This is a genomic window from Rhodococcus sp. BS-15, from assembly GCF_000813105.1.
In the GTDB taxonomy this organism is placed as follows: Bacteria; Actinomycetota; Actinomycetes; order Mycobacteriales; family Mycobacteriaceae; genus Rhodococcoides.
Map to the genome: position 1 here is coordinate 1 of NZ_BAOX01000121.1, position 13,295 is coordinate 13,295.

Below are 13,295 nucleotides of genomic sequence, written 5' to 3' on the forward strand. Positions count from 1 at the left end.
TCGCACGATGCGCTTGATGACGACGACGCGGCGCGGGAACCGACCTGCCCCGACGGCCACCGAGGCCCACTGACGCCGACGCGGCTTGTCCAGTGCAGCTCCGATACCGGCGATCGCGACCCAGCCGAGTGCGTGTTCGCCGAAGTGCGACATGCCGCGGGCGACGGTGATCGCGCCGGGGGCACTGCCGACGGTGCTCTGCACCTTCTCGAGGATCCGGACTTCCGTCGGAGCCTCGGTCTGTCCCTTACGCCTGGTAACGAAAGACACGTTCCCACGTTTCCTTACTGGTCAGGTGCGGCACGGCATCGCGGTACCGAGCCTTGAGGGCGGGGAATTCGGCTGCCAACTGCTTGCGCAGCGACAGTGCTTCCTTGAGCAGCGCCGCGGCCTGCTGACGATCCCGCTTGCGGTACACGACGCCCCGGCCGTCGGCGGTGGTGACGGTGACGCCGTCGACCTGAGACAACAGGAACCAGCGCGCGTCGAGAGTCGGGACGTTGAGCTGCGGGCGATCGTGATGCTGGGTGTGCGCAGGCTTTGCGTTGTGCAGCAACCCCTTTGCCAACCGGCTGATCTTGGCGAGCGGGTTGGTCGGCAGCCCGACGGCTCCCACTTCCTCACCGGACGCGAGCGGCAGCTCCGTGGAACTGCCGACGACGATCGCGTCGGGAAATTCCTTGCGCAGTGCGTGCACCGTCGGCAGCGCGGTGGGCAGGATGTCGAGAATATGCTCGGGACCGGCAAGGAAGTCGCGGATCGCCAGGTTCTGAATGGCGACCGTCGAGTACTCGAGGCACAGCAGGTGCTTGATCGTGGCCTTGACGGTGTCGAGGACCAGGCCCTTGCCGTCCCCCGGCATGTGCAGCGAGGCGACGACGAGTCGATTGCGCAGGTGGAAGTACGCCTGCCAGTCGATCGCGTCGTCCTTGTCGCTCCACGCCATGTGCCAGATCGCCGCACCCGGCAGGGTGACCGTCGGGTACCCGGCGTCCCGTGCGCGCAAGCCGTATTCCGTGTCGTCCCATTTGATGAACAGCGGCAGCGGCTGCCCCAGTTCCTCGGCGACGACCCGCGGGATCATGCACATCCACCAGCCGTTGTAGTCGACGTCGATACGTCGGTGCAGCAGCTTGCTGGTGCGCAGCGGGTCCTCGGAGAAATCGTGGTCGTACTCCACGTTCTGTGCGCCGGTCCACATGAAGTTGCTGCGATCGATCACTTCGCCCATGACGTGTAGGTGACTGCGCGCCTGCAGGTTGAGCATCTGACCGCCGACGAGCGTGGGGACCTTGGCGAACCGAGACATGGCCAGCGCGCGCAGGATCGAGTCGGGTTCGATCTCGATGTCGTCGTCCATGAACAGGATGTGCTGGCACTCGGTGTTGTTCAGCGCCTCGTACATGATGCGGCTGTATCCACCGGATCCGCCGAGGTTGGCCTGGTCGTGGATGGCGAGGCGACCGCCGAGCGCCGCTGCCGCCTCGTCGAAACCGGGCTCGTCCTTCGCCTTGCGGGTGCCTGATCCGGCATGATCACGGCCTGGATCACCTCGAGAACCAGCGGGTCCGAGCCGAGGGCGACAAGGGCTTTGACGGCGTCGGTCGGGCGGTTGAACGTGGGGATTCCGACGGCGACGGTGGCGTCACCCGGAGCCTCGATCGGGGCGTACCAACCGCGCTCTCGAGAACCACCTCGGAATCGGAGGTGATGTCGAACCAGATCCAGCCGCCGTCCTCGAACGGGCCGAGGTCGATCAGAAACTCTTGGGCTGCATCGCCGTCCACGGCCTCGCGGCCCTCGACGTGGATGCGTGAGGCATCGGCCTTGGATCGGTAGACATCGATGCGGCAGTGCCCGGACACCTCGACACGGAGCACGACGGACTTCAGGATGCTGTAGCGCCGCCAGTAGCTCGCGGGGAAGGCATTGAAGTAGGTGCAGAACGACACCTCGGATTCGGCACCGACCGTGACCGAGGTCCGCGACAGCGAATGCGCTCGTTTGGCATTGGTGAGCGCCTCTTCGAGGTACAGCGTGCGCACGTCGAGCGGTTCACCCGAACGCGGCAGCAGTACGCGCTGCAGAAGCGATTTTCCGAGAATCGGCGAGATATCGGCCACACCGTCCGCGAGCAGGTGCTTGGCGGTCACTTGTCGCCTGCCAGGGGTGCGCCGGTCTCGAAGTGCGGAACCAGGGTGTTCTCGTACATGTTCAGCGCGCTCGCGATGGCCATGTGCATGTCCAGGTACTGGTAGGTGCCGAGGCGACCACCGAACAACACTCGGTTGGAGGCTGCTTCGGTCTTGGCGCGGTCGCGGTAGGCCTCGAGCTTCTGCCGGTCGTCGGGAGTGTTGATCGGGTAGTACGGCTCGTCGCCGCTCTTGGCGAAGCGGGAGAACTCACGCATGATGACCGTCTTGTCGGTCGGGTACTGGCGCTCGGGGTGGAAGTGCCGGAACTCGTGGATCCGGATGAACGGCACGTCGCCGTCGTTGTAGTTCATCACCGGAGTGCCCTGGAAGTCGCCCGTCGGGAGCACCTCGGTCTCGAAATCGATTGTGCGCCAGCCGAGTTCGCCTTCGGAGTAGTCGAAGTAGCGGTCCAGTGGGCCGGTGTAGACGATGGGGGCGTCGGGGCTCTCGGCCACGAGCTCGGCCTTGACGTCGAACCAGTCCGTGTTCAACCGGACCTCGATCTTCTCGTCGGCGGCCATCTTCTCGAGCCACGCGGTGTAGCCGTCGACCGGCAGTCCCTCGTAGGTGTCGTTGAAGTAGCGGTTGTCGAACGTGTACCGCACCGGCAACCTTGTGATGTTGCCTGCGGGCAGATTCTTCGGATCGGTCTGCCACTGCTTGGCGGTGTAATCCTTGATGAACGCCTCGTACAGGGGGCGTCCGATCAACGAGATCGCCTTCTCCTCGAAGTTCTGCGCGTCCTTCGAGTCGAATTCACTGGACTGCTCGTCGATGAGAGCCCGCGCCTCGGCAGGCGAGAAGTACTTGCCGAAGAACTGCGAGATCAGACCCAGGCCCATCGGGAACTGATACGACTGGCCCTTGTGCAGAGCGAAGACGCGGTGCTGGTAGCCGGTGAAGTCGGTGAACTTGTTGACGTAGTCCCAGACCCGCTTGTTCGAGGTGTGGAACAGATGGGCGCCGTACTTGTGTATCTCGATACCCGTCTCGGGCTCGGCCTCCGAGTACGCATTGCCGCCCAGGTGGTGCCGCCGATCCAGCACGAGGACACGCTTGCCCAACTGGGACGCCGCCCGCTCCGCCACGGTCAGTCCGAAGAACCCGGATCCGACGACGATGAGGTCGTATCGGCCGGTCACGGAGCGTCGGAAGAGGTGGTCTCGGGGCTTACAGCAGTCACGGGCAACCAGGGTATCCGACGATCGTGACCGCTCTGCCCCACCAGGCGCCGATCACCGGGCCCGGTGTCATTCGAAGGAACGTCGGAGCAGGTAGGTGTCCATCACCCAGCCGTGCCGGGACTTGACCTCCTGGCGGGCGCGGCGGATCTCGCCCAGCACGTCGTCGAGCGGGCCCGCAACCAGCTTCTCGTCCGCCGTCCCCAGGTTGGCACCCCAGTGGATGCCCCATCCCTCGCCGGTCAGCGCGCTGCAGGCCAGGTTGCCGTCGAGCATCACCACGAGATTGTCGAGACCGGCGGCGACATCGCCCGCCAGGTTGCGGCCGGTGGTGATGACGATCGGTCCGCCGATGCGGTTGAGGACGAGCCGATGACTCGCCGCCAGCATCGACACACTGGAGATGCCGGGTGTGACATCGAACTCGATGTCACCGCGCAACATGGCAAGCCGCTCGACGACGCGGACAGTGCTGTCGTAGAGCGCGGGGTCTCCCCAGACGAGGAACCCGACGACGGTGCCCTCGGCGAGGCCGTCGAGCACATCGGCGTAGGCGCGGGCGCGGGCGTCGTGCCAATCGAGGACCGCGCTCTCGTACTGCCGGGGCGAACGGTCGCGTGGCGGGTCGGGCACCTCGATCACCCGGTAGCTGCCACCGTGGTGGCGCTCGAGGATCTCCTGCCTGGCTGCTGCGAGATCGCCGACCGACGCACCCTTGTCGGCCACGATGAACACGTCCACGGCCCGCAGCTTCTCGACGGCCTGGACGGTCACCTGGTCCGGGTGGCCACCGCCGATGCCGATCAGATGGATCTTCACGAGCGGTCCCGACACGCGTCGTACAGGTGGGATTCGGTGACGACGCGTCGAGCCAGGGCGGGTCCCACCAGAATCACCGCCGCCTGTCGCAGGTCGGCGGCCTCGACCTGATCTGCGATGTCGGCCAGAGTGCCGCGCAGAATCAGCTCGTCCGGCCTGCTGGCATGGAAGACGACGATGGCCGGGCACTCCGGGCCGTAGAACTCCGTCAGTTCTTCGGTCAGGATCCGCGTGCGAGTGATCGCCAGGTGCAGTGCCAACGTCGCCCGGGTGGCGGCGAAGTTCTTCAGCGCCTCGGTATCGGGCATCGCCGTCGAGCGAGCCTGCGCACGGGTGAGCACCACCGATTGCGTCACCTCGGGAACCGTCAGCTCGACGCCCAGTGCGGCAGCTGCGGCTGCGTAGGCCGGAACGCCCGGGGTGACGTCCCAGGGCACGCCTGCGGCGTCGAGTCGAGCGGACATCTCCGCCAGCGCGGAGTAGAGGGACGGGTCCCCCGAGCACAGGCGAGCGACGTCCTCCCCGCGTTCGTGGGCGGCGACCAATTCTGCGGTGATGGCGTCGAGGTCGAGCTTCGCGGTGTCGACCAGTCGGGTGCCTGGGGAGCAATGTTCGAGGATCGCGTCGTCGATGTAGGTACCGGCGTAGACGCAGACAGGGCTCGATCGCAGAAACTCGACGGCCCGCAGCGTGAGCAGGTCGGCAGCGCCGGGTCCGGCTCCGATGAAGTGCACAGTCACAGCTGATGAGCGTAGAGGACATGTTCGACGCGCCGGGACGCTCGAACTTCCCGCCGATGGCTAACTGTCAAGCTAAGGTTTAGTCTTGTGTCTGATGGGACTCATGTTGCTGATGTGATTCATGTTGTTCAGCAACTGGAGATCCTACGACGCGTACCTACCAACAACCAGGGAGTACCGCCTTGCCGAACCGTCGAACGAAGCCGTCGATCGTTCTCGGTGCTGTCGCACTGCTGGCCGTCGCGACCCCTTTTGCGGTCGCAGGCCTCACCGACAGCACGACAACCGGAGTTCGACCGGCCAACGAGACAACCCCCGTCACTGTGCCGACCAAGATCGTCGAGACTGCGCTGAGCGCTGCACCGGACATCGTGATTCCGCTGCAGGAGCTCACCGGACTGCCGTTGCCCGATCTCCGGCTCTCCGATCTGAAGTACCTACCGCTGCCGGATTCCATCGTGATCCCGCCGATCGAGATCCCCGACATCCCGGGTCTCACCACGCCCGCGCCGGGCAACGCGACCGCACAGGCGCCGATTCCTCGGGTGGATGCAGCTGCACCCGTGAATCCCGAAGCTGCCGATCCGACCGGCCCGCCGCTCGGTGCCGCCGTGAAGGAGATCAAGCAGGACACCCCGTTCAGCATGGTGGCCCTGACGTCCGAGCAGCTGGACGGTGCTTCCGCTCAGGTCCGCCGGCAACTGGAGGACGGCTCCTGGGGCCCGTGGCTGGAAACCGCGCCGGTGGATACCACTGCGAGCGACGCCGTTCCCGCTGCGGAAAAGCAGGGCACCGAGCCGATCTTCGTCGGACTGACCAACGCCGTGCAGGTTCTGTTGACGCCGCTGACCGGTAGTGCCGCACCGATTCCCGAGGTTCCGGTCGTCGAACTGCCTGCCACCGACGCTCCAGCCGAGGCTCCCGCTGCGGCGGAACAGCCACTGGGCTACACCCCGGCATCGTCGAGCAAGCCACTGCGCCAGCAGGATCCGGCCCCACTCGATCCGGCTGCAATGGATCCGGCCGCAGCCGAGCCTGCACCGGCAGATCCGGCAGCGGATCCGGGCCAGGCGAGTTCTGCAGAGCAGTTGGCTGCGGCCGTCAACGACATCAGCGCCGTACTCATTACCCCCGGCACGTCGCCGGTCGACTCGGCATTGAGCGATATCGCCACTCCCGTCGCCGGTGACGCAGGCCCCAAGGTCATCACCCGCGCGCAGTGGGGTGCCGACGAGTCGATCCGTTGCGCCACACCGACGATCGACGACTTCCTGGGCGGTGCCACGGTGCACCACACCGCAGGCAGCAACGACTACTCCAAGTCCGAATCGGCCGAGATCGTCCGCGCCATCTACGCGTACCACGCGCAGACGCTCGGCTGGTGCGACATCGGTTACAACGTCCTCGTCGACAAGTACGGCCAGATCTTCGAGGGTCGTGCGGGCGGCTTGGACAAGCCGGTTCAGGGCGCACACTCGGGCGGGTTCAACGAGAACACGATGGGCATCGCCATGATGGGCGACTACTCCAACGTCGATCCCTCGCAGGAGACCATCGATTCGGTCGGCAAGTTCCTCGGATGGCGACTCGGCAAGGCCGGCCTCGACCCCGAGGGCACCACCACGATGACCTCCGAGGGAACGGATTTCACGTTCGTCGGCCGCGGCCAGAGCGTCGACTTGCCGGTGATCTTCGGTCACCGCGACGTCGGCAACACCGAATGCCCCGGTGACGCCGGATACGCACGACTCGGGAGATCCGCGACATCGCTGCGGCAAACCTCGGCGGCGGCGGAGATGCAACTCCGGTCTCGCCCGACGTGACCGACACTGCTCCCGATACCGCAGTGACCGATTCGACCCCGTCACGTCCGGGCACCGACGTCAGTTCCACTCTGGGCGAAAACATCCCGGCCCTGGTCGCCGAGCTGCAGCGACTGGCGGCGACCAGTCCGGTCGCACAGAAGTGGTTGGCGTCGGGCGGAGAAACCGGCTCGCTCGGCGTTCCGGTGAGCGGTCTGGTGCAGGTGAGCGGCGGCCGTGAGAAGGCGCAGTTCGCCAACGGCGAGATCATCACCAACATGGCCGGCCAGGCCGTGGCCGTCATCGGCAAGATCTTCCAGCAGTACGTGCAGCAGGGTGGCGTCGACGGCATCCTGGGTCTGCCGCTCACCGACGAGTTCCGGGTGCGGAAGGCTTCCGGACCGACTTCGAGAACGGTTCACTGATCTTCAACGAGCTCACCGGAATCGTCACCACGGTGATCAAGACGTACAACGACACCTACAACGCGGAGATGCAGAACCCCGTCGCAGCACCGGTGGAACCGGCTCCTGTACCCGAGCCTGCTCCCGCACCGGAACCCGCACCCGCGGGCTGAGTTCGGACAGTCGACGAGGGCCGAGTCACCGTGGTGACTCGGCCCTCGTCGTGTTCGATACGCCCCAGGGCCGGAGCGTCACCACCAGCGTTCGAGGACGTGCGCCACTCCGTCTTCTGCGTTGGTGACGGTCTGTTCGTTCGCCGCCGCGACGGCAGCGGGGTGCGCGTTGCCCATCGCGACGCCCAGTCCCACCATCGACAGCATCGGCACGTCGTTGGGCATGTCGCCGAAGGCCACGATGTCCTTCACGTCCACCGACAGCGTCTCGGCGACCTTGGCCAGGCCCGACGCCTTGGTGATGCCCGGTGCCGAGAGCTCGATGAGTCCGTTGTCGGTGGAGAACGTCAGGTCGGCTCGACCGGAGATCAGCGGGGACAGGATGTCGGCCATGTGTCCGCTGGTGGAGCCGGACAGCCGGATCAGCAGCTTGACGGCCGGAACGTCGACCACGTCGTCCTCGGTCATCTCGACGTTGTCGGGGTTCAGCCAGGCGTGCTCGTATCCCGGGGAGCTGACGAACTGAGGGGTGGCCGAGTCGTGTGCCGTCCGGCCCACTCGCTCGGCGGCAAGTCCGCAGCCGGGCAACGCGCGGTAGGCGAGGTCGGCCAACCACTGCAGCGTCTCGACGGAGAGGGTCTCGGCGCTGAGCACACGATCGTTGGCGGCGTCGTAGATCACCGCACCGTTGGCGCACACCGACATCGGCGCGTATCCCAGCTGATCGACGACGGGATGGATCCACCGCGGCGGCCGGCCGGTGGACAGGACGAAGGGAACTCCGTCGGCCACGACGGCCGAAACGGCGCGCCGAGTACGTTCGGTAACGCGTTCGTGCTGGTCGAGCAGGGTGCCGTCGACATCGCTGGCAACGAGGCGGGGGGCGAGGCGGGGGGCGAGGCGGGAGGTGTTCGGCGCGTTGGTCATCGTGACGTCATTCTGCCCTAGTGTCGAAGCACCCTGTTTTCGACATGCACGTCTTCGATGTGGAAGGAACGGTAGATGACATCTGTCAACCGTCAGATCCGATTGGCTCAGCGCCCGGTGGGACGTCCCGACGAGTCGACGTGGAACCTCACCGAGGAACCGATTCCCACGCCGGGCGACGGCGAGTTCGTCGTCACCGTCGACTACGTCTCCCTCGACCCCGCGATGCGCGGCTGGCTCAACGACGCGCGCTCGTACGTACCGCCCGTCGGGATCGGCGAGGTGATGCGGGCGCACGCCGTCGGTCGGGTGCTGGAATCCCAGCATCCCGATTACGCTGTCGGAGAGATCGTTTCGGGGTCTTTCGGCGTCACCGAGCACGCACTGTCGGACGGCACAGGCGTGCAGAAGGTCGACGAATCCATCGCACCGGCACCCACGTGGCTCGGAGCGCTCGGGTTCCCTGGGCTGACGGCGTACTTCGGCCTGATGGACGTCGGCAAGCTCACCGAGGGCGACACCGTGGTGATCTCCGGAGCTGCCGGAGCCGTGGGCAGCATCGCGGGTCAGATCGCGAAAGCCAAGGGAGCCACTGTGATCGGCATTGCCGGTGGACCCGAGAAGTGCGCGTGGCTCACCGAAGAACTGGGCTTCGACGCGGCGATCGACTACAAGAACGAGTCGGTGTACAAGGGCCTGAAGGCGGCTGCACCCAAGGGCATCGACGTGTATTTCGACAACGTCGGCGGTGAAATCCTCGACGCGGCCCTCTCCCGGCTGCGCAAGGGAGCACGAGTGGTGTTGTGCGGAGCCATCTCCGGCTACAACGCAACGGATCCACAGCCCGGCCCGGCGCACTACCTGTCGCTGCTCATCAATCGGGCCTCGATGACGGGGTTCATCATCTTCGACTACCTGGACCGCTACCAGGAGGGCATCGACGCACTGTCCGAACTGCTCACCAGCGGCAGAATGACGGCACGCGAGCAGATCGAGATCGGCGGCGTCACCGCCTTCGGATCGACGCTGAACCTGCTGTTCGACGGTGCCAACACCGGCAAGTTGGTGCTCGAGGTCGGCGAACGCACCCACGACTCGGAATTATGACGGCGTCTCGTTCGTTGAACCCCACGTATCGACCGATAATGAGCTAGGAGAGCAAAGATGTCTGCAGCCACCGAAACCGCCATTCTCGCCGGAGGATGCTTCTGGGGAGCCGAAGAGCTCGTTCGCAAGCTCCCGGGAGTGATCTCGACCCGCGTCGGATACACCGGAGGCGAGGTCCCCAACGCGACGTACCGCAACCACGGCAATCACGCCGAGGGCCTCGAGGTCGTCTATGACCCCACCCAGACGACGTACCGCGATCTGCTCGAGTTCTTCTTCCAGATCCACGACCCCACCACCAAGAACCGTCAGGGCAACGACATCGGCGCCAGCTACCGCTCGGCGATCTTCTACCTCAGCGACGAGCAGAAGCGCGTCGCCGAGGACACGATCGCGGACGTCGACGCGTCGGGACTGTGGCCGGGCAAGGTGGTCACCGAGGTGACCGCGGCCGGAGATTTCTGGGAAGCCGAGCCCGAGCACCAGGACTACCTGCAGAAGTACCCCGAGGGCTACACCTGCCACTGGGTGCGTCCGGAGTGGAAGCTGCCGCGTCGGGCCTGAGCGGCTGCGCCGCACTGAGCGAGGAGCCTGCGGTCGTTCCGCAGGCTCCTCTCCGGTCTCGTAGCCTGCTACGAATTGCCGCGCACGTGTCGGCGGAACTTGCGACACTGATCCGGTGACTTCCGACAGAACCCCTCGGTCGATGGCCGACGTCCTTCGTTCGCCGCGTTTCTGGCTTGCGCCGATCCTGGTCGTCTCAGCGCTGATGTCGTTTCTCGCCGCGCTGTATCTGGGCGGCGTGCTCGACCCCAGGGGCAATCTGCACGACCTACCCATCGCGATCGTCAACCAGGACGAGGGCGACACCCTTGCAGGCGAGCAGCGCAACATCGGCAACGACATCGTCGCGGGTCTGCTGCAGAACGTCGATCCGGAGAAGGTCGATTTTCGGGAAGTCGGTCCGGCACAGGCGCAATCATTGCTGTCGACGGCCGAGGCCTACGGTTCCATCGTCATCCCGAGCGATTTCACCAAGAGGATGGGAATTCTCGCCCAGGCGAGCGTGATTCCCGGGGACGTCGAGAAGCCGATCATCACGGTCTACACCAACCCACGTGCCGGCAGTTTCGGGATGTCACTCGTGACCGGAGTGGCGACACCGGCCTTCGAATCGGTCAATCAGACTGTGGGACAGCAGATCACCGAGCAGGTGCGCCAGCAGCTCGGTGAGACTCAGCTCGCCGGTGCAAGCGCTCTCACCCTCGCGCAGCCGATCGATGTGATCGTTGCCCAATACGATCCTCTGCCCGACGGCACCGGCGGTGGCCTGTCCGCCTTCTATTACGCGCTCTTGCTCGTCCTGGCGGGCTTCACCGGTGCGACCATCGTCAGCGCCCTCGTCGACGGTTTACTCGGATTCACGCCCACCGAGATCGGCCCCAAGTACATCCATCGGGGACCGACCCAGATCAACCGCTTCCAGACGCTGCTCGTGAAATGGCTCGTGATGATCGTCCTGGCCATGCTGGTGTCTGCCCTCTATCTGCTGATCAGCCATCTGCTCGGTATGCCGATCACCCATGCCTGGACTCTGTGGATGTACGGCGCGTACGCGATCGCCGCGGTCGGCATCACGGCACTGGCGGTGATGTCCGCATTCGGCACGGCAGGACTGCTGATCAATCTGATCGTGTTCATCATTCTGGCGTTGCCGTCCTCGGGCGGCACCATTCCCCTCGAAGCCAGCCCGCGATTGTTCACCTGGCTGGCGCAGTTCGAGCCAATGCACCAGATCTTCCTCGGCACCCGCTCGATCCTGTACTTCAACGCCTCACTCGACGCAGGGCTGCTGCACTCGGTGGGCATGACGTCTCTCGGACTGCTCATCGGGCTCGTGTTCGGTGTGGTGTTCACCCGCATCTACGACGGCAAAGGCCTCGACCGGAGCTCGATTCGACCGGCGCTCTCAGCTGACGCCAGTACACTCGATCCAATGCTTGCTGTGAATACGGCCGGGAGCGTGGTACCCCGACGTGCCTTCCACGCTTACCTCGACGTCGCGATCGTCGTACTCGTACTCGTGGGTACCAACCTCATCGCGCACTTCACCACGGTGTGGGCCAGTATCGCGACGGTTCCGATCGCCGCGGTTCTGCTGGTCGTCCTGGCGAACCGTCGCGGTCTGGGGTGGGCCGAACTGGGACTGTCTCCTAAGCAGTGGAAGACCGGATCTCTGTACGCACTCGGAGCCGTCGGGGTCGTCCTGACCGTCGTCGCGATCGGTGCGTTGCTGCCACTGACTCGGCCGTTCTTCATGGCCGACCGGTACGCAACCGTCTCCGCCGCCATCGTCGCATCGATGATCGTCATCCCCCTGCAGACCGTCATCCCGGAAGAACTCGCGTTCCGCGGGGTGCTGCACGGCACGCTGGGTCGCATCTACGGAGCTCGGGGTGTGTTCGCCGCCGGATCTCTGCTGTTCGGTCTCTGGCACATCGCGTCCTCGCTGGGACTGACGGCCGGCAACGTGGGGCTGAGCGGATTTCTCGGTGGCGGGCTGTTCGGGCAGATCGTCGGTATCGCGCTGGCCGTGGTGGCCACTGCGGCGGCGGGTGTGGTGTTCACGTGGCTGCGCAGCCGCAGCGGAAGTTTGATCGCGCCCATCGCCCTGCACTGGTCGTTGAACGGACTCGGCGCGCTGGCTGCTGCGCTGGTCTGGCACGCGTCGGTGAGCTGAAAGACATGAAAGACGACCTGCACCAGTACCTGCGGATCGCGCGCGAAAACATGCTGTGGAAGCTCGACGGCCTCACCGAGTACCAGAAACGACGACCGATGACGCCCACGGGGACGAATCTCCTGGGGTTGATCAAGCACCTGGCGATCGTCGAATACGGCTACTTCGGTCTCACCTTCGGCCGCGAGTTCCCCGCCCCATTCGCGGATTTGGTGAAATCAGCCGAGGCGCGACTGAACTCCGATATGTGGGCCGCTGCCGACGAATCCTCCGAGTCCATCGTCGACCTGTACCGCGAGGCCTGGTTGCACGCCGACAAGACCATCGAATCGAACGACCTCGACACTGTCGGACGCGTCCTGCACTGGCCCGTCGAGAGGCAGGAAATAACTCTGCACCGCGTGCTCGTGCACCTCGTCGCCGAAACCAACCGCCATGCTGGGCATGCGGACATCGTGCGCGAACTCATCGACGATTCCGTCGGACTCCGATCGGGCAACGAAAACATGGCCGACGGCGACGCAGCATGGTGGGCTGCATATCGAGATGAGCTGGAAACTGTTGCGCGAGAATATGATTGATAGTTCATCCGAAGACATGACGGACTGAAATACCAGTTCGTTCGAGATACGCACCCCACGGATTCCAGTCGTACCGAGGAATCGACGCGGACATCTTCTGCCGGCGACTCCCGTCTATAGATGGATGGAGCGTGATGCGGCAGAGTCCGACATCTTGAGCGGACCGTACGACGACTCAAGCGTCGGTGATCGACTGCCCGAGGGCGTACGGGTAAGCCGCAAGGGCGGCAGATCGCACGCGCACGACGGCGTGGCGGTCTGATACCACACGCCACCGACAGGTTCTGGATAGCGAATAGTTAAGCGTGGCAATAGTTTTCGATTGCACTATGGTTGCCAGTCGAACGCGCGTTCGATACACTTGCTTCCATGACCACGGAGATCTGGCAACTGAGCGAGAGTGAACTCCTCGCCGAATCTGCCGCGATCTCCCACCAGATCCAGCTGCTCGAAGCCCGACGCATCGCCCTCGTCGCCGAAATCGACACCCGCGTGAGCCGCGAGAAGCTCGGCTTCCCCGGCCCCGCCGGCTGGCTGACCTCCACCACCCTTCTCTCACCGGCCAAGGCCACCAAGATCGTCGCTCTCGCCCGCGGACTGAAGAAATTCCCCGACATCGCCGACGC

The 13,295-nt window shown here is 65.0% G+C and carries 8 protein-coding genes and 5 pseudogenes; 7 read left to right on the forward strand and 6 right to left on the reverse strand.

Going from position 1 to position 13,295, the window contains the following annotated elements:
* From RHBS_RS14875 to cobM, 5 genes and pseudogenes are all read right to left on the reverse strand, one after another.
* A pseudogene (locus RHBS_RS14875) lies at positions 1–270 on the reverse strand (phosphatase PAP2 family protein); the annotation flags it as partial.
* Positions 248–2,153 (reverse strand): annotated as a pseudogene (locus tag RHBS_RS14880) (glycosyltransferase). The pseudogenes RHBS_RS14880 and RHBS_RS14875, both read right to left, overlap by 23 nt.
* The gene (gene glf, locus RHBS_RS14885; protein ID WP_121872864.1) at positions 2,150–3,337 is read right to left on the reverse strand and encodes a UDP-galactopyranose mutase; all 1,188 of its coding nucleotides are present in this window, start codon (positions 3,335–3,337) and stop codon (positions 2,150–2,152) included. Before glf ends, RHBS_RS14880 begins: the two are co-directional and overlap by 4 nt.
* 108 nt (positions 3,338–3,445) lie before the next feature.
* Positions 3,446–4,195 (reverse strand): precorrin-6A synthase (deacetylating), encoded by a 750-nt coding sequence (cobF, locus tag RHBS_RS14890; RefSeq protein WP_183130339.1) that lies wholly within the window; start codon positions 4,193–4,195, stop codon positions 3,446–3,448.
* Positions 4,192–4,935, reverse strand: coding sequence for a precorrin-4 C(11)-methyltransferase (cobM, locus tag RHBS_RS14895; RefSeq protein WP_121871809.1), 744 nt, complete (start codon positions 4,933–4,935; stop codon positions 4,192–4,194). Before cobM ends, cobF begins: the two co-directional genes overlap by 4 nt.
* 182 nt (positions 4,936–5,117) lie before the next feature.
* On the opposite strand from cobM, the pseudogene RHBS_RS14900 reads away from it, so the two are divergent.
* Positions 5,118–7,314: pseudogene (locus tag RHBS_RS14900) on the forward strand (N-acetylmuramoyl-L-alanine amidase).
* Between the two features lie 78 nt (positions 7,315–7,392).
* Here the strand turns inward: RHBS_RS14900 and RHBS_RS14905 are convergent.
* The gene (locus RHBS_RS14905) at positions 7,393–8,241 is read right to left on the reverse strand and encodes an HAD family hydrolase (protein WP_128645938.1); all 849 of its coding nucleotides are present in this window, start codon (positions 8,239–8,241) and stop codon (positions 7,393–7,395) included.
* A 75-nt stretch (positions 8,242–8,316) separates the two neighbouring features.
* On the opposite strand from RHBS_RS14905, the gene RHBS_RS14910 reads away from it, so the two are divergent.
* From RHBS_RS14910 to RHBS_RS14935, 6 genes and pseudogenes are all read left to right on the forward strand, one after another.
* Positions 8,317–9,348: an NADP-dependent oxidoreductase gene (locus RHBS_RS14910; RefSeq protein WP_121871806.1), complete on the forward strand. Its 1,032-nt coding sequence runs from the start codon at positions 8,317–8,319 to the stop codon at positions 9,346–9,348.
* Between the two features lie 57 nt (positions 9,349–9,405).
* Positions 9,406–9,912 (forward strand): peptide-methionine (S)-S-oxide reductase MsrA, encoded by a 507-nt coding sequence (gene msrA, locus RHBS_RS14915; protein WP_121871805.1) that lies wholly within the window; start codon positions 9,406–9,408, stop codon positions 9,910–9,912.
* A 115-nt stretch (positions 9,913–10,027) separates the two neighbouring features.
* Positions 10,028–11,296, forward strand: a pseudogene (locus tag RHBS_RS14920) (YhgE/Pip domain-containing protein); the annotation flags it as partial.
* 48 nt (positions 11,297–11,344) lie between these two features.
* Positions 11,345–12,088, forward strand: coding sequence for a CPBP family intramembrane glutamic endopeptidase (locus RHBS_RS14925; RefSeq protein ID WP_121871803.1), 744 nt, complete (start codon positions 11,345–11,347; stop codon positions 12,086–12,088).
* Between the two features lie 5 nt (positions 12,089–12,093).
* Positions 12,094–12,669 carry a DinB family protein gene (locus tag RHBS_RS14930; RefSeq protein ID WP_121871802.1) on the forward strand — a complete coding sequence of 192 codons (576 nt, stop codon included), beginning with the start codon at positions 12,094–12,096 and terminating at the stop codon, positions 12,667–12,669.
* Between the two features lie 369 nt (positions 12,670–13,038).
* Positions 13,039–13,295 (forward strand): annotated as a pseudogene (locus RHBS_RS14935) (DUF222 domain-containing protein); the annotation flags it as partial.

Excerpts from the sequence above, each read along its gene's own strand:
- RHBS_RS14910 (WP_121871806.1), top strand. The coding sequence starts at position 8,317 with ATGACATCTGTCAACCGTCAGATCCGATTGGCTCAGCGCCCGGTGGGA.
- RHBS_RS14905 (WP_128645938.1), bottom strand. The coding sequence starts at position 8,241 with ATGACCAACGCGCCGAACACCTCCCGCCTCGCCCCCCGCCTCGCCCCC.
- msrA (WP_121871805.1), top strand. The coding sequence starts at position 9,406 with ATGTCTGCAGCCACCGAAACCGCCATTCTCGCCGGAGGATGCTTCTGG.
- RHBS_RS14930 (WP_121871802.1), top strand. The coding sequence starts at position 12,094 with ATGAAAGACGACCTGCACCAGTACCTGCGGATCGCGCGCGAAAACATG.
- RHBS_RS14925 (WP_121871803.1), top strand. The coding sequence starts at position 11,345 with ATGCTTGCTGTGAATACGGCCGGGAGCGTGGTACCCCGACGTGCCTTC.